At 63.5% G+C, this 19,422-nt stretch carries 19 protein-coding genes; 3 read left to right on the top strand and 16 right to left on the bottom strand.

Annotation, left to right across the window (positions count from 1 at the left end; genetic code table 11):
- Positions 1-34 precede the first annotated feature (34 nt).
- The 11 genes from flgL to flgB form a co-directional block, all read right to left on the bottom strand.
- A complete protein-coding gene (gene flgL, locus C8C98_RS04900) occupies positions 35-1,405 on the bottom strand; it encodes a flagellar hook-associated protein FlgL (RefSeq protein WP_121453362.1) in 1,371 nt (456 codons plus the stop codon).
- 31 nt (positions 1,406-1,436) lie between these two features.
- Positions 1,437-3,365 carry a flagellar hook-associated protein FlgK gene (gene flgK / locus C8C98_RS04895; RefSeq protein WP_121453361.1) on the bottom strand — a complete coding sequence of 643 codons (1,929 nt, stop codon included), beginning with the start codon at positions 3,363-3,365 and terminating at the stop codon, positions 1,437-1,439.
- A gap of 17 nt (positions 3,366-3,382) precedes the next feature.
- A complete protein-coding gene (flgJ, locus tag C8C98_RS04890; RefSeq protein ID WP_121453360.1) occupies positions 3,383-4,315 on the bottom strand; it encodes a flagellar assembly peptidoglycan hydrolase FlgJ in 933 nt (310 codons plus the stop codon).
- A gap of 1 nt (position 4,316) precedes the next feature.
- The gene (locus C8C98_RS04885) at positions 4,317-5,468 is read right to left on the bottom strand and encodes a flagellar basal body P-ring protein FlgI (RefSeq protein ID WP_121453359.1); all 1,152 of its coding nucleotides are present in this window, start codon (positions 5,466-5,468) and stop codon (positions 4,317-4,319) included.
- Between the two features lie 294 nt (positions 5,469-5,762).
- Positions 5,763-6,473: a flagellar basal body L-ring protein FlgH gene (locus tag C8C98_RS04880; RefSeq protein ID WP_121453358.1), complete on the bottom strand. Its 711-nt coding sequence runs from the start codon at positions 6,471-6,473 to the stop codon at positions 5,763-5,765.
- 50 nt (positions 6,474-6,523) lie between these two features.
- Positions 6,524-7,306, bottom strand: a complete 783-nt coding sequence (flgG, locus tag C8C98_RS04875; protein WP_121453357.1) for a flagellar basal-body rod protein FlgG — start codon at positions 7,304-7,306, stop codon at positions 6,524-6,526.
- A gap of 46 nt (positions 7,307-7,352) precedes the next feature.
- Complete coding sequence (flgF, locus tag C8C98_RS04870) at positions 7,353-8,093, bottom strand: flagellar basal-body rod protein FlgF (protein ID WP_121453356.1); 741 nt, start codon at positions 8,091-8,093, stop codon at positions 7,353-7,355.
- 38 nt (positions 8,094-8,131) lie between these two features.
- Entirely contained in the window at positions 8,132-9,412 is a 1,281-nt protein-coding gene (gene flgE, locus C8C98_RS04865) for a flagellar hook protein FlgE (RefSeq protein ID WP_121453355.1), read from the bottom strand.
- Between the two features lie 47 nt (positions 9,413-9,459).
- Positions 9,460-10,125, bottom strand: a complete 666-nt coding sequence (locus C8C98_RS04860; RefSeq protein WP_121453354.1) for a flagellar hook assembly protein FlgD — start codon at positions 10,123-10,125, stop codon at positions 9,460-9,462.
- Positions 10,126-10,143: 18 nt separating this feature from the next.
- Complete coding sequence (gene flgC, locus C8C98_RS04855; protein WP_121453353.1) at positions 10,144-10,548, bottom strand: flagellar basal body rod protein FlgC; 405 nt, start codon at positions 10,546-10,548, stop codon at positions 10,144-10,146.
- Positions 10,549-10,573: 25 nt separating this feature from the next.
- The gene (flgB, locus tag C8C98_RS04850) at positions 10,574-11,038 is read right to left on the bottom strand and encodes a flagellar basal body rod protein FlgB (RefSeq protein ID WP_121453352.1); all 465 of its coding nucleotides are present in this window, start codon (positions 11,036-11,038) and stop codon (positions 10,574-10,576) included.
- Positions 11,039-11,354: 316 nt separating this feature from the next.
- Here flgB and flgA point away from each other — a divergent pair, with 316 nt between their 5' ends.
- The 3 genes from flgA to C8C98_RS04835 all read left to right on the top strand — a co-directional run bounded on the left by flgA (position 11,355) and on the right by C8C98_RS04835 (position 12,923).
- The gene (flgA, locus tag C8C98_RS04845; protein WP_121453351.1) at positions 11,355-12,089 is read left to right on the top strand and encodes a flagellar basal body P-ring formation chaperone FlgA; all 735 of its coding nucleotides are present in this window, start codon (positions 11,355-11,357) and stop codon (positions 12,087-12,089) included.
- A 92-nt stretch (positions 12,090-12,181) separates the two neighbouring features.
- A complete protein-coding gene (gene flgM / locus C8C98_RS04840; RefSeq protein WP_099742127.1) occupies positions 12,182-12,502 on the top strand; it encodes a flagellar biosynthesis anti-sigma factor FlgM in 321 nt (106 codons plus the stop codon).
- 37 nt (positions 12,503-12,539) lie between these two features.
- Complete coding sequence (locus tag C8C98_RS04835; protein WP_121453350.1) at positions 12,540-12,923, top strand: hypothetical protein; 384 nt, start codon at positions 12,540-12,542, stop codon at positions 12,921-12,923.
- 133 nt (positions 12,924-13,056) lie between these two features.
- On the opposite strand, the gene C8C98_RS04830 is transcribed toward C8C98_RS04835, so the two are convergent.
- The 5 genes from C8C98_RS04830 to C8C98_RS04810 are packed head-to-tail and all read right to left on the bottom strand — an operon-like array spanning position 13,057 to position 19,383.
- The gene (locus C8C98_RS04830) at positions 13,057-13,770 is read right to left on the bottom strand and encodes an RNA polymerase sigma factor FliA (protein ID WP_121453349.1); all 714 of its coding nucleotides are present in this window, start codon (positions 13,768-13,770) and stop codon (positions 13,057-13,059) included.
- A gap of 4 nt (positions 13,771-13,774) precedes the next feature.
- The gene (locus C8C98_RS04825; RefSeq protein WP_121453348.1) at positions 13,775-14,587 is read right to left on the bottom strand and encodes a hypothetical protein; all 813 of its coding nucleotides are present in this window, start codon (positions 14,585-14,587) and stop codon (positions 13,775-13,777) included.
- Entirely contained in the window at positions 14,580-16,151 is a 1,572-nt protein-coding gene (gene flhF, locus C8C98_RS04820) for a flagellar biosynthesis protein FlhF (protein ID WP_121453347.1), read from the bottom strand. Before flhF ends, C8C98_RS04825 begins: the two co-directional genes overlap by 8 nt.
- Entirely contained in the window at positions 16,148-18,232 is a 2,085-nt protein-coding gene (gene flhA / locus C8C98_RS04815) for a flagellar biosynthesis protein FlhA (protein ID WP_121453346.1), read from the bottom strand. The genes flhF and flhA overlap by 4 nt, the downstream gene beginning before the upstream one ends.
- The gene (locus tag C8C98_RS04810) at positions 18,229-19,383 is read right to left on the bottom strand and encodes a flagellar biosynthesis protein FlhB (protein ID WP_121453345.1); all 1,155 of its coding nucleotides are present in this window, start codon (positions 19,381-19,383) and stop codon (positions 18,229-18,231) included. Before C8C98_RS04810 ends, flhA begins: the two co-directional genes overlap by 4 nt.
- Between the last annotated feature and the right edge of the window lie 39 nt (positions 19,384-19,422).

Below are 19,422 nucleotides of genomic sequence, written 5' to 3'. Positions count from 1 at the left end.
CTGGCCGACCCGACGCGCTGCGCGGGTCGGAACGCTAGCCGATGTAGTTGAACAGCGAAAGCTTCTGAACCGATGCATAGGTCTGCAGCGCTGCCTGGTAGCCCGTCTGCTGGTTTTCGAAGTCTGAAATGCCTTTGATCATATCCAGATCCTCGGCCCGGGAACGGTCGGCCTCCAGCTGAACGGAGCGCTTGTCCTGGTCGCCGGTGATGCGATCTGCGCGGTTGAGCAACTCGCCCGCGTAGCTGCGGATATTGCTCAGGCGTTCGAGCCCGATGTCGATGTTGGCCAGCGCTTGCCCCGAGGCTTGTGCCGCCACGTTGGAGTTAGGGGCCGCCTTGAGCTCGGTGATGGCTTTGTCTATGACGCTGAACAGGCTGGCGTTGGGCGAGATATTGAGTGTGTCGCCATTGGCGGGCGCCACGGTGATGGTGCCGTCCACCGCCTTGGTGGGCGTGGCCGTGATCTTCATCGACATGCCGGTGGGCAGCCCATTGATGCTGAACTCGTTCTTCTCGCCGATCTTGATCGGGTTCAGTGTTTGCGCGGCAGGGGGCACAAAGGCCGGGTCGGTGCTGGTGATGTTGTAGGTGGCCGACAGGGTGTTGGTGGCCGGGTTGAGCGTGACGCCAGAAAAGCTCACGCTGTAGGTGTAGGCCTGCCCGGTGGCGGGGTCTTTGTTGAAGGTGGTGCCTGGGGCAATGTCAATGGCCGAGGTGTTCAGCGCACGGCTGGGCTGCGCGCCCGTGGGCACCGAGCCGGTCGTGGCGCCGGGCAGGATCACGGTGCTGGTGCCTTGCGTGATCGTTGCGTGAAAGCTGCCATCGCGGTTGGCATCGAACATGAAGGCGGCATCCCCATCCAGTGTGTTGGGGATGGACACCCCAGTGCTGGCGTTTTGCCCTGCCTGGCCCGAGAAAAGATAGTCGGGTGTACCGCTCAACGGCCCCATGAAAGGTGACTGTGCGCTGCCCAGTGCGCCCAACAGCGGCACGCCATTGGTATCGGTGCGATTGGCCACGGCCGTGAGCTGGTCGCGCAGGCTCTGCAACTGGTTGGCAATGGTGGCGCGCTCGCTGCTGCTCAGGGATGCGTTGCCTGCGTTCACCATCAGTTCGCGGACCTCTTGTACCAGGCTCACGGCGTCGCCCATCGATGACTCGGCCTGGGCAATGGCGTTGCGCTGGGTTTCCAGGGCGCGCTGCTCGGTCTGGATGCGGGTCATGCGGGTCATCGCCCGCTCGGCCTGGGCGGCAGAGACTGGGTCGTCGCTAGCGCGCACCACGCGTTTGCCCGAGGTCAGGTTCTCCTGCAGATTGACCAGCGAAGCCTGCCGCGCCGACACGTTGCGGATGGAGTTGTCATACATGTTGGCGGTGCCAACGCGAAAAATGGTATTGCTCATGTCAGGCTCCTACGGAGGACTTCAGAGGGTGTCATCGACCCAGGTTCTGGATCAGGGTGTCAAAGACACTCTGCGCAATCTGCAGCATTTTGGCCGACGCTTGGTAGGCCTGCTGGTACTGCAAAAGCTTGGCTGCCTCTTCGTCCAGGTTGACGCCGGACACGGAGGTGCGGCCGTTTTCCAGGTTGTTGGCAATGGTGCTTGACAGCTCGGAGGCAAACAGCGCGCTTTGCGTGCGTGTGCCGACTTGCGCCATGGCACTGGCGTAGCCATCGCTCATGGTGGATTCATCAAACATCTTCACATCGCGCAGGTTCATCAGCGCCGTGGCGTTGCCTGCGTTGCGGGTGTAGTTGTCTCCGTACTGAGGGTCCAGTGCATTGCCCACCTTCACCGTGTCACCGGTCTTGGGCGTGCCCTTGAGGGTGATCTCCCAGCCGTCGATGACGATGGGCGTGCCCGCCGTGTAGGCCAAGCCCGTGGTGCCTGAGGGCGGCGTGGTCGAGCCTGTCACGCTGTAAGTCGTTGGCGGGCCTGCGGAGAAGGTCAGCTGTACGCCTGCCGGAATGGGGGGCGCCACAAAGCCGTCTTTGGCCGTCAGGCTGGCCAGTTGCAGCGTGCCTGCATTGGATGTGCCCATGGCCGCATTCACCGGGTTGGCCGCAGCCAGGTCGCGCGGCGAATACACCAGTGCCTGCATGTTGGCAGCGGCGGTGCTGAAGGGCTTGAACAGCATGCGTTCGCCCGCAGCGCCGGTGGCGGTGAGGTTGAAGGTCAGCCCATCAATCTGCTGGCTGGCCAGGTTGGCCGCATTGGTGAAGGCCGTGGATTTGCCGTCGGACAGGCGCACCACTTGCCCAGCGGGGGGCGTGGTGAAGCGGATTTCGTAGTCTGATGCTGCGAACTTCGTGGAGTCGGTGAAGGTGACGTTGCCGACCGCCGTGCCGTTGGTGGTGCCTGGCATGCTGGTGGGCAGGGCAAACAGGTCTTTGCCCAGCTGCCCGTCCAGCGTCAGGCCCTGGTTTTGCTGTTTGTTGAGCTCCATGCCGATGGCCATGGCCATGCGTCCCAACAGGTTGCGCCCTTCGGCCAAGTCGGTGTTGTTGAACTTGAGCAGGCCGGTCACGCTGCCGCCGCCCAGCGTGTTTTCGTCCAGTTCAATGGAGGGTGAGCCGGGTCGGTTGAAGAGCAGCTTCAGCTGCCCGCTGGCGGGGAAGGTGGAGGAGTCTGCAATCGAGACCGTGGTGGCCGTGGTGCCCAGCACCAGGGGCTGGCTGCCCCCCACGAACAGGCCCACGGTGCCGTCGTCGGCCGGGATCTGTGTGGTTTGAACGTACTGGTTGATCTCGCGAATGATCTGGTCGCGCTGGTCCAGCAGGTCGTTAGGCGTTTGCCCGTTGCCGGTGGCGCGAGCAATTTGCTCGTTCACCGAGGCCATTTGCTGGGCCAGGTTGTTGATGGTGTTGGCGCTGTTTTGCAGCTGCTCAGAGACGGTGTACTGGATCTCGTTGATGCGATCGGCCGAGGTGCGCATGCGGGCCGCCGTCTCGTCAATGCGCGTGAGCACCAGCGTGCGCGCAGACAGGTCGGTGGGCGAGCTGACCACGTCAGAGAACGCATTCATCATGTCGGTGATGGCAGCGCCCAGCCCGGCCGTGCCGCCGCCGAAAATCTCTTGCAACTGGCTCAGCCGTTCAGCCCGCACCGTGTCGGCGGCGCTGACCGAGCCCGCTGCGGCCGACTGGCGGGTGAGCAGCTCGCTTTGGTTGCGCAAAATGGTTTGCACATCCACACCTTGGCCGATGTAGCCGCCGCCCGTGAACTGGCCCTGCACGGTTTGCAGCACCACGGTCTGGCGCGAGTACCCGGCCGTGTTGACGTTGGCAATGTTGTTGCCTGCGGTTTGCAGCGCGACCTGGTTGGCCATCAGGGCGCGGGCGCCTACGTTGAGCAGTCCCATGATTTACCCCGCTTCCATCACGCTTGTGCCTTTTGGGCCCGCAGCGCGCTATGGATCGCACCGCTGAGCTTTCTGGCGTATTCCGGGTCGGTGGCGTAGCCCGCCTTTTGCAGCTCGGTGGCATAAGCCACAGCCGAGCCCGTCTTGGCGGTGGCTTGGGCCTTTTCGTAGCGGGGGCTGTTGGTGATGAGCTGGGCGTAGTCCCGGAACGATGCTTCGTACGAGTCATAGGCGCGGAACTTGGCCACCACCTTGCGGGGCACACCGTCCACGTACTCGGTGGTCGTCACCTCGGCCACCTTGCCTGTCCAGCCCTTGCCGGCCTTGATGCCGAACAGGTTGTAGGAGGTCGAGCCATCCTTGTTGCGGATCTCGCTCTTGCCCCAGCCGGTTTCGTGGCCTGCCTGGCCCAGCATGAAGCTGGCGGGGATGCCGCTTTCCTTGGCCACGGTTTCTGCGGTGTTGCTCAGGTGCTGCACAAATTCATCGCGCCCTTTGGGGGCGGGGGTGGTGGTCACGCCTGCGATGCTGGCGGAGCCTGTGGCCGCCTTGGTGGCCGCAGTGCCGCGGCCAGTGACTTGCTGCAGGCTCAAGGTGGAGGGCACAGAGAACGTGGGCTCGGCCGCACCCATCTGGCGAGACAGTTGCCGGGCGATGGCTTCAGACAAGCCCCCAGGCTGGCCCGACATCTGCACCGACAGTTGCTGGTCCAGCATGTCGGTGCCCAGGTCGCCTCCGGCGCTATCGAGCATGCCCGACTTCATGGTGGCGTCGCGCATGCTCTTGATCAGCTCGCGCATGAACAGCGACTCAAACTGCTTGGCCGCCTCTTTGGTGGCCTCGGGGCTGTTTTGCCCGGCTTCGTACTTCAGGGCATTGAGCGAGCGCGTGTCCACCGCCAGCGCCTGGTGCGCGCTGGTCGATGTGGACGAAGGCAGGGTCATGGCCATGTCAGATCACCTCCAGCTCCGCATTCAGTGCACCTGCTGCTTTGATGGCCTGCAAGATGGCCAGCAGGTCTTGCGGCGTGGCACCCAGCTGGTTCAGGGCTCGCACCACATCGGCCAGTTGGGCCGAGGGGGGCATCTGGATGATGTTGCCCGGCTCCTGGTTGATGGTGATATCGCTCTTTTGCGTGACCACGGTTTGCCCTTGCGACAGCGGATTGGGCTGGCTGATGACCGGGGTGGAGCTGATGGTGATGGACAGGTTGCCATGCGCAATGGCGCACGAGCCCAGCGTCACGGCTTGGTTCAGCACGATGGAGCCAGTGCGGGCGTTGATGACCACCTTGGCGGCGGGGGTGGAGTTTTCGAGTGGCAGCTCTTCCAGGTCGGCAATGAAGCCCACCCGCGCGCCGGGGTCTTGCGGTGCGCGCACCTGCACGGTGCGCCCGTCCAGGGCGGTGGCCAGGCCGTTGCCCAGCTTGGCATTGATGGCCTGGGCCACCTTGCGGGCGGTTTGGAAGTCCGATGCATTCAGCCCCAGGTTGATGGTGTCGCCCTCGTTCAGCGGGGTGGGGACCGACCGCTCGACCTGGGCGCCTTGTGGAATGCGACCTGCCGACAGGTGGTTGATCTGCACCTTGCTGCCGCCTGCCGCTGCGCCTGCGCCGCCCACCACCAGGTTGCCCTGGGCCAGGGCGTAGATCTCGCCGTCGGCGCCGCGCAGCGGCGTGGCAATGAGCGTGCCGCCCTTGAGCGACTTGGAGTTGCCCATGGATGACACATTCACGTCCAGCGTCTGCCCAGGTTGGGCAAAAGCGGGCAATTGGGTGGTCACGATCACGGCCGCCACGTTCTTGAGCTGCAGCTGCGAGGCGGTGCCAGGCGGCAGGGTGATGCCCATTTGCTGCAGGTAGTTGGACATGGCCTGCGTGGTGTAGGGCATCTGGGTGGTCTGGTCACCCGTGCCGTCAAGCCCCACGACCAAGCCGTAGCCTGTGAGTTGGTTGCTGCGCACGCCCTGTACCGCCGCCACTTCCTTGATGCGCACAGCGTGCGCGGTGGGCGCTACGGCCGCCAGCACTGCGGCCAGCAGGAGCCAGAGTGCGCGCAGCTTGCGCGGCCAAAGGGAGTGGGACGAGGCTTTCATGGCTTCCATTGTGGGTTGCCATGGCAAAAACTAAAACCCAAAAAGAAGCCGGTTCACCAGCCTTTTGCCTGCGATCTGCGTAGTGCCCGCCGCTTCGAGCGTGGGCGCAGCCCTAGACGCCACTTGGTGAGAAATATCAATAAAAATGCCACCTGGCGCCCATTGATAAAGCGCTGGCAGCTATAAATTTGATAGTGATTGAAGTGTGTGGTGCGTGCGGCACGTGCAGTCGGGACATGAAAAAGCCGCTGGCCCCCTGCGCATGCAGACAGCCAGCGGCGCTTTGGCACCGGCATTTGCGGATCAGAACGGCGTGACCTTGTTGAAGAACCGGCCCAGCCAGCCCTGTGCCTGCACTTCGCCTTGCGAGCCGCGGCCGCGCGACTCGATGCGCACGTTGGCCACCTGGGTGGAGTTGATGATGCTGCCGGGCTGCATCACGCGCGGATCGATGGTGCCGGAAAAGCGCAGTACGTCCACGTTCTGGTTCACGCCGATTTGCTTTTCGCCAGCCACCACCAGGTGCCCGTTGGGCAAGACATCGATCACGGTGGCGGTGATGGAGCCAGAGAAGGTATTGGCGCTTTCGGTGCCGCCCTTGCCGGAGAACGCATTGCCAGACTTGGCGCCCAGCCCCAGCTTGCCGACATCCGTCGCATTGACAAATGGCAGCGCCGTCACCGCATTAGAAACGTTGGCCGAGCGGTCCAGCGTGGAGGAAGACTCCTGCTTTGCCGTGACGTTTTCCACAATCTGGATCGTGACCAAATCACCCACCAACCGGGCCCGGCGGTCTTCAAATGCTGGGCGGTAGCTGGCCGTGTTGAACAGGCTTCCGTTGGTTGGCTGCGGCGTTGCGCGCGGTGCAATGCTCAATTGCGGGGGGGTTGTGGGCAAGATGTCCACGGGGGGCGTTGGCGACAGGCTGGCGCAGCCTGTAGTCAACAGGCTGGCGAGCACGCCCATGGCCGCCAAAAGCCCATGGCGTGGGTGGGTGGTGTGTGTGCGGTTCATGGCGAGCCTTCCTGATGACCTGGGGTGGGGTGGCCCTGGGTGCGTGTGGGTTACAGCTGGCTCAGCTTGGCCAGCATCTGGTCGGTGGTGGAGATGGCCTTGGAGTTCATCTCGTAGGCACGCTGCGTCTGAATCATGTTCACCAACTCTTCCACCACGTTCACGTTGGACGATTCCAGAAACCCTTGCTTGACGATGCCCAGGCCGTTGGTGCCCGGTGTGCCTTGCTGGGGCTGGCCCGAGGCGGCCGATTCCTTGAACAGGTTTTGCCCGATGGGCTCCAGCCCGGCGGGGTTCACAAAGCCCGACATGGCCAGCGTGCCCAGCGGCTGGGGCGCAGTGTTGCCCGGTACGGTGGCCGACACGGCGCCATCGCTGCTGATGCTGATGCTGGTGGCATTGGCGGGCACGGTGATGCCATTGGCCACAGGCAGGCCGCCTGAGGTCACCATGCGCCCTTGTGCATCGACCTTGAACGATCCATCGCGGGTGTAGCCGATGGTGCCGTCGGGCATGGTCACTTCAAAAAAGCCATTGCCGTTGATGGCTACGTCCAGGTTGTTCTTGGACTCTTGCAGGCTGCCCTGCTCAAAGTTGCGCCCGATGGACACCGTGCGTGCACCCAGCCCCATGTGCAGCCCGGTGGGCAACTGGTTTTGCTCGGTGGCGGCGGCACCCACCTGGCGGTAGTTCTGGTAGGCCAGGTCTTCGATGTTGGCGAAGTTGCGCTTGAAGCCCGTGGTGGACACGTTGGACAGGTTGTGCGAGTGCAGGTCGATATTGGTCTGCTGCACAGTCATGCCGGACTTGGCGGTGTAGAGGGCGGTGAACATGGCGGTTTCCTTGCGTTCGGTTCAGCGTGGGGCGACGGGCTGGGCGTCAGCCGTTGAGGCTGAGCAACTGCGCAGCCGATTTGTCGTTGGTTTCTGCCGTTTGCAGCAGCTTCATCTGTTGCTCGAACTGGCGGGACGCGGCGATCATTCCCACCATGCTTTCCACGGTGTTCACATTCGATCCTTCCACCGCGCCGCTGAGCATGCGGGCCGTGGCGTCGTTGGGCATCGGGTCGCCAGACGCTGTGCGAAATAGGCCGTCGTCACCGCGCTTGAGCGGGTCTTCCGCCGTGGGAGACGCCAGCTTCAGCCGCCCCAGTGCCTGCGGGGGCTGGCCTGCAGTCTTGGCGGTGATGGTTCCGTCGGAGCCCAGGGTCACTTCTGCGCGGGGGGGCACGTCTATGGGTGCGCCGCCGTCAGACAGCACCGGCAGGCCCGAGGGCGTGACCAGCTGGCCGGCGGCCGACACATCGAACGAGCCTGCGCGGGTGTAGGCCTCCAGCCCGTCGAGCCCCTGCACGGCAAACCAAGCGTTGCCCATGGCCATGGCGTCGAGGTTGCGGCCGGTGGTTTTGGCGGGGCCTGCCGTGTTCAGGTAGCCCGAGGTGGCCTCCAGCGCGAAGACCCGCGTGGTCGATCCATCGCCTTGCACGGGCACTGAGCGGAAGGTGGACATCTCTGCCCGAAAGCCGTTGGTGGACGCGTTGGCCAGGTTGTTGGCCAGCACCGACTGCCGATGGGCAGCGGCATTGGCGCCTGTCATGCTGGTGTAGATGATGCGGTCCATGGCGGCTCTCCGTTTTCAGTGCGCTCGCGCCGTTAGCGTCAGCGCAAGTTCACCAAGGTGGACATCACCTGGTCTTGCGTCTTGATGGTCTGGGCGTTGGCCTGGTAGGCGCGTTGGGCGGTCATCATGTTGACCAGCTCGGCCGTCAGGTCCACGGTGGAGTCTTCCAGGGCGCCTGAGCGCAGGCCACCAAAATTTCCATCGGTGGCGGTACCCACGACGGGTTGGCCGGATTCAAAGGTCGACACCCATTTGTTGCCGCCCACTGAGGCCAGGCCCTGTGTGTTGCGAAAGCTCGACAGCGCGATCTGCCCCTCCGAACGGGTCACGCCGTTGGAGTAACGGGTCATGATCATCCCGTTGTTTTCGATGTTGATACCGGTCAGCTCGCCAATGGTGTAGCCATCCTGGCTGAGGTTGGACACGGTAAATTTCGACCCACCCTCCGAAACATTGTCCAGGCTCACGGCCACGTTGAATGCTGGCAGGTTGTTGGGGTTGGGGGGGCTGGGGTTGACGCTGAGTGGCAGCTGGAACCCTGTGGCCGGCGGTGTTGCGGCGGGGCCGATGATTTTGCCGTTGTTGTCGAACGTGATCTGCCCAATGGGCGTGGCCACCACTGGCGGCGCCGCGGTGGGGTCGTCGAGCCTGTCGTACACGTCCCAGGTGTTGGCCGTGGCGGTTTTCTGAAAGTACAGATTGATCGGCTTGGCCACGCCTTGGCTGTCGTAGACGTTGATCGATGTGCCGTACGTGGCGCGCGGTGTGGCGGGCACGGGGGGCGTCGCCGTGGGGTTGCCCGCTGCGTTGGGGGCCGTGGCTGGCAGATTGAAGTCGGCCGTGATCGACGTCGTTTGCTTGGCTGGAATGGGCTGGGCCGTGGGGAACACCAGCGGTATCGGGTCGGTGCCGGTGCGCAGGCCGGTGACAGGGTCTACGGGGTAACCCATGACCTTGTCGTTGTCGTTGGTCACCATGTTGCCTTCTTTGTCCAGCTTGAAGTTGCCGGCGCGCGTGTAGGCCAGCGTTCCGTCAGGCTGGGTCACGGTGAAGAAGCCATTGCCATTGATGGCCACATCCAGGCTGTTGCCCGTGATGGTCAGGTTGCCCTGGGTGAATTGCTGCGCCACGTTGGCGGTTTCCACGCCAATGCCGGCGTTGGTTCCGCCTGTGGAGCCAATGGCCGAAGCCACCATTTCTGCGAATTCAGCGCGCGAGGCCTTGAAGCCGGTGGTGTTGGCGTTGGCAATGTTGTGGCCAATGACGTCCAGGTTCTTACTGGCGGCGTTCAGGCCAGAGAGGCCTTGCTGGAAACTCATGGTGTTCTCCTGGTTGGGCGGTGCATGCGATGCGTTGGGGGCTGGCGTTACACCAGGGCCTTGATCTGGCTGTAATTGATGGTCTTGCCGTTGGACAGGCTCAGCACCAGCTGGCCGTCCTCTGCGCCTGCTGCGGTCACCTTGGACAGCGCGAGCGCGGTGGAGTCGAGCTTGGTGGAGCCGTTGACGGCGGTGACGCGGAACTGCAGGCCTTCGGTAGAGCCCGTGTACTTGCTGGCGTCCCAGTCAAAGGTGTGGCGACCGGCGCTTTGTGCGCCCAGGTCCACGGTGTCCACCAATTGGCCGCCAGCGGTCAGGATCTCGACCTTGACCCCGGTGGCGGCAGAGCCCAGTTCGAACCCGCCCTTGCCAGTCTTGTCGGTGATGGACACGCTGTTGCCTTCGGTCATCACACTGCGGCCCACCAGGGCCGTGCCCTGCATGACCTGAAGCGAGTTGAACTGCGCTGACATGCTGGCCATGGTCTGGTTCAGCTGCTGGATGCCCGTGACGGTATTGATCTGCGCCATTTGCGATGTCATTTGGGCGTTGTCCATCGGGTTCATCGGGTCTTGGTTGTTGAGCTGTGCTACCAAGAGCTTGAGAAACCGGTCTTGCGCCGCGTTGGGGTCGGTGTTGGGGTCCGCTACGCTGCTCGATGAGCTGGACGTTCCACTGGTCGATGTGGTTGCGGTGGTAGAGCTGAGGATCATGCTGAAATCTCCCGGGGCTTACTGGCCTATTTGCAGGGTTTTGAGGAGTAGCGACTTGGCCGTGTTCATGACCTCGACGTTGTTTTGGTATGAGCGCGAGGCGGAAATCATGTTCACCATTTCCTCTACAGCGTTCACGTTGGAGTGCGTCACATAGCCCTGCTCGTCGGCCGAGGGGTGTGAGGGGTCATGCACCTTGCGGCCAGGGGCGTCGCTTTCCTTGATGGACGTCACGCGCACGCCCGCAGCGGCGTCAGAGCCCATGGGGGCGGTTTGAAACACCACCTGGCGCGCCTTGTAAGCCTTGCCATCGGGGCCCGCCACCGCATCGACGTTGGCCAGGTTGCTGGCCACGACGTTCAGGCGCTGTGACTGCGCGCTGATGGCGCTGCTGGACACATTGAAGATGGAGAACATGGACATGGGGCGTCTCGCTTTCTGCGCTGGCTTACTGGCCCTGGATGGCGCTGAGCATGGTTTTGGCGTTGCCGTTGATGAAGCGCAGCGTGGCCTCGTAGCGCACGGCGTTGTCCACGAAGTTCGAGCGTTCGCGGTCCAGGTCCACCGAGTTGTTGTCCAGCGCGGGCTGGGTCTGCACGGCATAGCCCAGCTTGCTGGGGCCTGAGAGTGTGGATGCCGAGCCCGAACCTGTGGTGGTGGCTTGAAAATGCCGGGGGTCTGACGTGGCGGTGCTCACGGCGGGGCCTGTGCCACCGGTGGCCAGGTTCTTCACGACGCTGCTGGCACCCGATTCAGTGGCTTCGCGCAAGGTTTTGGCAAAGTCGAAATCCCGCGACACGTAGCCGGGGGTGTCTGCGTTGGCAATGTTGCTGGCGATGATGCGCTGGCGCTCGGCGCGCAGTATCAGCGCGTTGCCTTGAAATCCCAGCTGGTTGGTCATCTTGTCAAGCATGGTTGCCTCACATCCTGTATCGCTTGCCGCCACGGCCCGGTGCGGGTTTTGGCGTGGTTCGATTATGGAAATGGCGGGTTTTTTCTAAAGCCCGAAGAACGCGGAAATGGCTGGGCAGTTTCGGGCTTTGCCCTGGGGCTTGGCGGCCTATAGTGAATGCGTTGGAATGGCCCGCAGGCCTGGGTGCTGTACCCAGTGCCTTGCTGCGCTGGCGGTGCTCACTGGCAACCGTGCGCGGGCCCTTCAGGCGGACGGCGTGGCGCTGGTCCGTCCCACCGCGCCGCGGTTTGTCGGCGCTTTTACCGGAGAGCGCACCATGCCTTCCCTTTCTTCCCTGCGCAGCGTTAGCTTGGCCCTCATGGCGCTTTGGGGGATATTGGCCATCGGTACTGCCCAGGCCCAGGCGGTGGCTGACCCCACCGCCGAGCTGGGCAACCTGACCCAGCACTGGCTGGACGATGCCCTGGCCCGCAACCAGGCGACAGGCGCCACGCTGCGCATGGAAGTGAGCGTGGGCGCGCTCGACAGCCGCCTGAACCTGGCGCCCTGTGCCCGGGTTGAACCGTATTTGCCTGCAGGCTCGCGCCTGTGGGGGCGCACCCGGCTGGGGCTGCGGTGCGTCGAGGGGCGCTCGCCCTGGAATGTGTTTTTGCCCGTCACCATCAAGGCCTGGGGCCCCGCCTGGGTGCTGACAGGCAACGTGGCGCCCGGCGCCGTGCTGACTGCCAACGATGCCACGCAAGCCGAGGTGGACTGGGCTGCCGACCCCGCTCCGGTGGTTGCCAACCCTGAGGCCTGGGTGGGTCAGACCGCCTCGCGCCAGTTGATGGCCGGGCAGGCCCTGCGCCAATCCATGGTCAAGGCGCCCAGCATTTTCCGTGCAGGGGCGCAGGTGCGCGTCTCAGCCCAAGGGCCGGGTTATGCTGTGGTCTCTGCGGGCCAGGCGTTGTCCGCAGGCACTGTTGGGCAAACTGTGCGCGTCAGAATGGACAATGGTCGCGTAGTGAGTGGCATTGTGGCTGAAGATGGAACAGTGACCATCACTCTTTGAGGATTTGCCTGCATAAATAGCTAAAGTCCGTCCAAAACGGGTCGAAAACATTGCTACTGAGCCCCACATCACACGGGGTGGTGGAGAGAGCGATGAAGATAGGTCAAAAACCGGAACTCCCGGGCGCATTGGCGCAGACGGGGCTTGCCAAGCAAGCCAAAAGTCCAGCCCCTGCTGCGGAAGGGGTGGCAAAAGGCGCTGCAGCTGCGTCGGCCGCCGGTGTGCCTGTCACGGTGTCCAGTTCAGCCCGCGCACTGGAGCAGCCTGGTCGCACGACCAGCGATTTCGATGCCAAGCGCGTGAGCGAAGTGCGCGCTGCCATCAACAACGGCACTTTTTCGGTGGATGCGGATGCGATTGCGGACAAATTGTTGTCCAATGCGCAAGAAATCTTTTCTCGCGCCCGCGGATAAACGCCTGATCCCAGGCTTTGTCTAGCGCACCACCACCATGTCGTTAGAAGAAGCCCTCACCACGGTAGAGCAACACATCGAAAAGGTGTCAGCCGCCTTGCTGGCACTGGACGCCCCCTCTCTAGAGACGGCCAGCACCGCTTTGCGCGACGCTGCGGCGCGTTTTACCTGGGTGTTGGAGCAAGCCCAACTCCAGAAGACTTCCGAGTTCCCACCTCAATTTCAGCAGCGCGTGGCCGCTATTGGACAGAATTTGTCCATGCAACGTGATAACTTGGCCCGTGTGGCGGTCCTGACCGACCGGCAGGTGTCTGTGCTCGTGCCCCAGGCTGGTGGCGCCCAGGCTGCCACTTACGGCAACCCGCAAGCCGGGGCTGCCAAGCCAGGCGGCGCAGCGCGCATCTATCGCTCGGTGGGTTGAGCGGACGGCCGCCACTTCCTGTGCGCAGTCTGGCGCAGGTTTGAATTTCTTGGGGTGATTTTGCTATAAAAACAATAGCTGCTAGCGCTTTTTTTACAAGCGATAGCAGCTATTTTGTTTAAATGTGGCCAGGTCAGTGGCTGCGCATCTTGGCGCGCAGGCGGGCGATGGACTGGCTGTGCAGCTGGCACACGCGCGATTCGGTCACGCCCAGCACGGCGGCAATCTCCTTGAGATTCATGTCGTGCTCGTAGTACATGCCCATGATGTGCTGCTCGCGCTCGGGCAGGCTTTTGATGGCATTGACCAGCGATGTGCGCAGCCGCTGGTCGCGCAGCAACTCCACCGGGTCGGCCGCAGCATCGGCCACGTGGCGGTCCAGAAAACCGTCATCGTCCTCGCCGTGGGTCATATCTTCCAGGTACACCAGCTGCGTGCCGCGCACCTTGCCCAGCAGGCTTTGGTAGTCGGCCAGGCTCAGCTCCATCTCCTCGGCAATTTCAGACTCCAGCGGGCTGCGCCCCAGCTTTTGCTCCAGCCGGTGCACAGCGTGCTCAATGTCTTTTTGGCTCTTGCGGGAGCTGCGGGACATCCAGTCGCCCTCGCGCAATTCGTCGAGCATGGCGCCACGGATGCGCTGGGTGGCAAAGGTCTCAAACTGAACGCCCTGGGCCATTTCGTAGCGCGACAGGGCATCCGCCAAGCCCATCATGCCGACCTGGATCAGGTCGTCCAGTTCCACGTTGGGAGGCAGCTTGGCAATCATGTGGTGCGCAATCCTCCTCACCAGCGGAACATGCTGGCGGATCATGGCATCACGATCGAGCTGGCCTTTGGCGGTGTACATCAGATCAGTGGCTCCAGACGGTGGGCGTTGGCTCAGGTGTGCCCGACAAACCCGTCACGTGGCTGGATGGTAGCGCAGTCAGCGGTCCGCTGATGGTGCCCGCGTTTTCCAGCAGTTGCAAGGCCAAGCGTTGAACGTCATGAGGGTTATTGGCCGAGACGGTGGTCGTGCGCACGCGCCCGCCCAGGTGTCGTTCGGCGCAGTCTTGCAAGGTGCGTAACGCGCCCAGCGTGCGGCGACGCTCGCTGGCGCCATCGCCTTGCAGCACCGAGGCCACGGTGCAGGGCAGGCCGGAATGCGTGGCAATCTGCTTGAGGCTTTTGTAGCAGGACAAAACACCGGCGGAGCCGCCCTCCATCACCGCCAGCGGGATGGTGCTGGTGTGTGTGAGCAAGGGGCCTAGCAGCCCTGCTGGGGCGTGCAGCACCAGCAGCCCGTAGGCGCGGAAATACGGCAGCAGCCCTTGCAGCGGGGGAGCGCCTTCGGTGTAGGCCTGCCGCTGCAGCTGGTGCAGGCCCCGCGCGGCAGGGATTACGGCCACCGAGGTGACCGATGCGCTGGCGCTGGTGCCCAGACCGTCGTTCCAGGGGGCTTGCTGCAGCACATGGCTCAGGCCTGGGGTGTCGTCAGTTTCCAGTGCGGTACCGTCCAGCACCATCACGGGGTAGCCCAGGCGCTGCAGGTTGGCGCAAATCTGCCAGAGCATCTCCAGCCCGCTGGAGGCGCGCTCCTGGCTGGCCACCGCCAGCACGCGCAACTGGGCTTGCGGCGTGAAGCTGCTCAGGCCTGCCGCTTGGTGAAAGCCGGTATCAAGCATCCACAAGTCCTTTCTCTGTCAGGGCCTCGGGTGCGTTCGAGAAGTAGTAGTTCAGGTCTGACGCCTTGGGGTCAAACGGTGACTTCACGGGGGCGCGCATGGAGGTGCTGATGAGCTTGTGCGCTTCTGCAGGTTCCCAGTCTTCAGGCACCCGTTGGCCGTTGGTGACGCCGCGCAGCACCATTTGGTGGCGAATCAGCGCGTCAATTGAGGGCCCCAGCTTCACGGCTTCGTCCACCTTGGACAGGATGGCCTGCTGCGAGCCTGCAGTCTTGAAGGAGGTGAGCACATCGTCCAGCGTGTCGCCGTGGCAGCCCGCATTGAGCACCAGCAGGCGGTTCACGCGGGGCAGGTCCAGCACGTCCAGCATGCTGCGCTTGCGGGGGTCGCGCGGCGCGACGCCAGTGGTGTCGATCAGCACCATTTTCTTGCCGCTGAGCAGGCCCAGCAGGTCTTGCAGTGCGGCACGGTCGTGGGCCAGGTGGGCCACAATGCCCAGCATGCGGCCATAGGTGCGCAGTTGTTCGTGGGCCCCCACGCGGTAGGTGTCCAGCGTGATCAGGCCAACGCTGCCAGGGCCATGCACGCGGGCGCACAGCGCGGCCAGCTTGGCGGTGGTGGTGGTTTTGCCCACACCGGTAGAGCCGACCAGGGCAAAGATGCCGCCTTGCTCGTACAGCGGCGCTTCGTTCTCGTCGGTCTTGAGGTTGCGCTCAAGCACATCCATGAGCCAGCGCACAGCGTCGCCTGCCGACAGGTCCTCGGGCATGCGCTCCAGCACGGCGCGGGCCAGCGCGGGCGAGTAGCCCGCACGGATCATCTTCAGCATCAGGTTCGACTGGATGGGGTTTTGCTTGGCCTGGCCCAGCCAGGCCATGGTGTTGAAGCGGTCTTCAATCATCTCCTTCATGGCGTGCAGTTCGTTCATCAGGCTTTGCTGCTGGGCCATGGAGGCGGCGGGCGCTGCGGCTTCGGCCTTGCGGCGAGGAGGTGGCTCTGGCAGGTCCATCGGGATGGAGCGCAGAGGGTTGTGGCGCACCACGGCTGGAGCGGCGGGGCGCTCGCGGGGGAAGTCGCGGTCTTGGTCGCGGCTGCGCTCTGCAAACGTTGGCGGCTCGGCCGGGCCGTTCATCACTTCATGGCGGCGGCGCAGCATGCGTTCACGCACGTAGTCCTGGAAGGACAGTGTGCTCATGGCCAGTTGTTCGGTGTCTTCTTCCACCGGGTTGTGGCGGTTGGCCGTGGCCGCAATCTGCATAGGGCGTACCGGTGCACGGGCGGCGCTCTTGGGGGCCAGCAAGGGCTCGTGCAGTGCGCTGCGCGAATCCTGGAAATCACGGCCACCTTGCTGCGCCTTGCCTTGCGAGCCCATGGAGCCCGTCGGGCCGCCTGCGTTCTGGGCTGCGTTGTCGAGCGCTGACAAGGTGTCTTCTGCGGTGGCCACCACTTCCACGCCGTTGGCGGTGGGGCGGTTGGACAGGATGAGGGTGCCCTCGCCAAAGGCCATGCGCGCCTTGGCCAATGCCTCGCGGGAGGTGGGGGCGGTAAAGCGTTTGATGTTCATGCTGATGCACCTTTGAGAATGGGCCCAATCCGGATGGTGTGGGTCTCAGGAATTTCACTGTGCGCAAGCACCTGCAAGCGGGGGGCGACGCGGCGCACCAGGCGGGAGATGGCGTTGCGGATCTGGTCAGGCACCAGCAGGCAGGCGGGCAAGCCCATCTCTTCCTGCTTGAGTGCCACTTCGGCCGCTTTTTGGGTCAGGATGTCGGCGACGCCTGGGTCCAGCGCGGGGCCGGAGGCGTTGCCCAAGGCCTGCACCAGAAGGCGTTCCAGCCCAGGCTCGATGGCGATGACGTTGAGTTCGCGGGTGGGGCCGTAGATCTGCTGGACGATGGCAGGCGACAGTGCAATGCGCACGCGCCGGGCCAGCTCCACAGGGTCTGCGACGGAGCCTGCATGCTCTGCCAGGGTTTCGATGATGGTGCGGATGTCGCGGATGTGCACAGACTCTTCCAGCAGCAGCTGGAGAACTTTCTGGAACGTTGCGATCGAGACCATTTTCGGAACCACTTCTTCGATGAGCTTGGGGGCCAGTTTTGCCACGTGTTCCACCAGTTGCTGGGTTTCGGTGCGACTGAGGAGCTTGGCTGCCTGGACTTGCATCAAGTGTGACAAATGCGTCGCCATCACGGTTTCTGAATCAACGACGGTAAAACCCGCCATTTGTGCCGCTTCCTTTTGCCGGTCGTCAATCCAGTGCGCGGGCAAACCGAACGCGGGGTCGGTGGTGGGGGTGCCGATGAGGGGGGTGGTGATGCCGCCGGGGTTGATGGCCAAGAACATGCCGGGGAAGGCTTCGCCCTCGCCCACCACCACGCCGCGCAGGGTGATGCGGTAGCCGCTGGGCTTGAGTTCGAGGTTGTCTCGCACGTGCACGGCAGGGGGCAGGAAACCCACCTCTTGCGCAAACTTGCGGCGCACGCCCTTGATGCGGGTGAGCAGATCGCCCTGGCGGCTCTTGTCCACCAGCGAAATCAGTCGGTAGCCCAGCTCCAGGCCCAACAGGTCGATGGGCTGCAGGTCGTCCCAGGTTGCCTCCCCATCGGCCGCGACGGGGGCGGGCGGGGCTTCGGGCTCTGGCGGGATTTGCTGGCGCTGGTACAGCACCCAAGCCCAGTAGCCTAGTGCGCCGCCAATCACCAAAAACACGATGTGAGGCATGCCGGGGATGAGGCCCAGCATGATCAGAATGCCTGCCGTCACGCCCAGCACACGGGGCGACATGAACAGCTGCTGCACGATCTGGCGACCCATGTCCTGCTCTTTGCCCACGCGCGAGACCACCATGGCAGCCGCCACCGAGATCAATAGGCCTGGGATCTGCGCCACCAGTGCATCACCGATGGCCAGCAGGATGTAGCTGTCGGCAGCTTGCTTGGCCGTCAAGCCGTGCTGAAGAATGCCGATCGTGAAGCCGCCCACGATGTTGATCAGCAAAATCAGGATGCCGGCCACCGCGTCTCCGCGCACGAACTTGGAGGCGCCGTCCATGGAGCCAAAGAAGTTGGCTTCTTCGCCCACTTCAGCGCGGCGGCGCTTGGCTTCTTTTTCGTCGATCAGGCCAGCGTTCAGGTCGGCATCCACGGCCATCTGCTTGCCGGGCATTGCGTCCAGGGTGAAGCGGGCAGACACCTCGGCAATGCGCTCGGCGCCCTTGGTCACCACGATGAAGTTGATGACCACAAGAATGGCAAACACGATCAGACCGACGGCAAAGTTGCCACCGATCAGGAAGTGCCCGAAGGCCTCAATCACCGCGCCAGCGGCGCCGGGGCCCGTGTGGCCTTCGAGCAGCACCACGCGGGTGGAGGCCACGTTCAGCGACAGACGCATCAGCGTGGTGAGCAGCAACACGGACGGGAACGCTGCAAAATCCAGTGGCCGGATCATGTAGGCCGCCACCATCATCACCATCAAGGCCACGGCGATGTTGAGGGTGAAAAAGGCGTCCAGCAGCCAAGCGGGGATGGGCAGCACCATCAGCGCCAGGATCGCGACCACCAGCAGCGGTGCGGACATGCCTTGCAAGACCGAGGTGTTCTTGCCCGCCCACAGCCTCAGGGAGTTGACAGAGGTGTTCATACAGCAGCGCCTTTGGCAGAGAGCTTGTTCAGCGGATCCAGCTCAGGGGGAACATAGGGCTCGACCAGTTCGCCGGGCATGCGGCCTTCGCCACGCAGCGCGGCCTTGAGTCGGTACACATAGGCCAGCACCTGGGCCACGGCGGTGTACAGCGTGGCAGGAATGGCCTGGTCCAGTTCGGCGTGGGCATACAGTGCCCGCGCCAGCATGGGTGACTGCAATACGGGGATTTCGTGGCCTTTGGCCAGATCGCGGATGCGCATGGCCACCAGGTCGGTGCCGCGTGCAATCACCTGGGGTGCGGCCATGGTGGCTTCGTCGTACTTCAGGGCTACGGCGTAGTGGGTGGGGTTCATCACCACAAAGTCGGCCTTGGGCACGGCGCTCACGCTGGCGCGGTCTGCCAACTCGCGCTGCTTTTGGCGGATACGGCCCTTGGTGTGAGGGTCGCCTTCGGATTCCTTGTGCTCTTGCTTGACTTCTTCGTGGGACATCTTGAGCCCGGATTTGAAGAAGAAGGCTTGCAGTGGAATGTCAACCAGAGCTGCCAGAAAAACCACCAACAACAGCATGCTCACACCCGTGGTGAGCCAGTCGGCCATGAAGCGAATGGCACTGGTGGAGGGCTGGGCCACGAGCATGGCAATGCTCTCAATGCTGTTGCCCATGTATTTCCATGCCACGAACGACAGCACAGAGGTCATGAACACCATCTTGGCCACATTGGCCAGTTGCTGCTTGGAAAACAGGTTGGTGAAACCGGTGAGCGGGTTCAGGCGGCTGAACTGGGGGGTGATGGGCTTGGCGCTGAAAATCCAGCCGCCCGCGCCCACTGCGCTGATGATGGCCGCTGCGCTGGTCAGCAGGGCGAAGACCACGCTGGCCACCAGGCCCACCATCACCATGACCTGCATGCGCTCCAGCATGGAGGCTGGGGTCATGACCACTTTGGCATCGAACATCAGCTGCCGACCCAGGGCGTGCTGCAGGTGTTCCATGAGGGTGGGCGTCAAGGCCAGAACGCTTGCGGCGCCGACACCCAAGATCGCCAAGTGCGACAAATCGCGCGAACGCGCGCCCTGGCCATCCTTGCGCGCATTCTGTAATTTGCGCTCCGTGGCGGGTAGTTCTTTGTCTTGGCTGGAGTCCATGATGGCATGACGGCTGGTGTCATGCCATTGTCGTGAGCG

Origin of the sequence: Acidovorax sp. 106, from assembly GCF_003663825.1 — a bacterium.
Taxonomy (GTDB): domain Bacteria; phylum Pseudomonadota; class Gammaproteobacteria; order Burkholderiales; family Burkholderiaceae_C; genus Acidovorax.
This window is presented reverse-complemented; position numbering and strand designations above follow the sequence as displayed.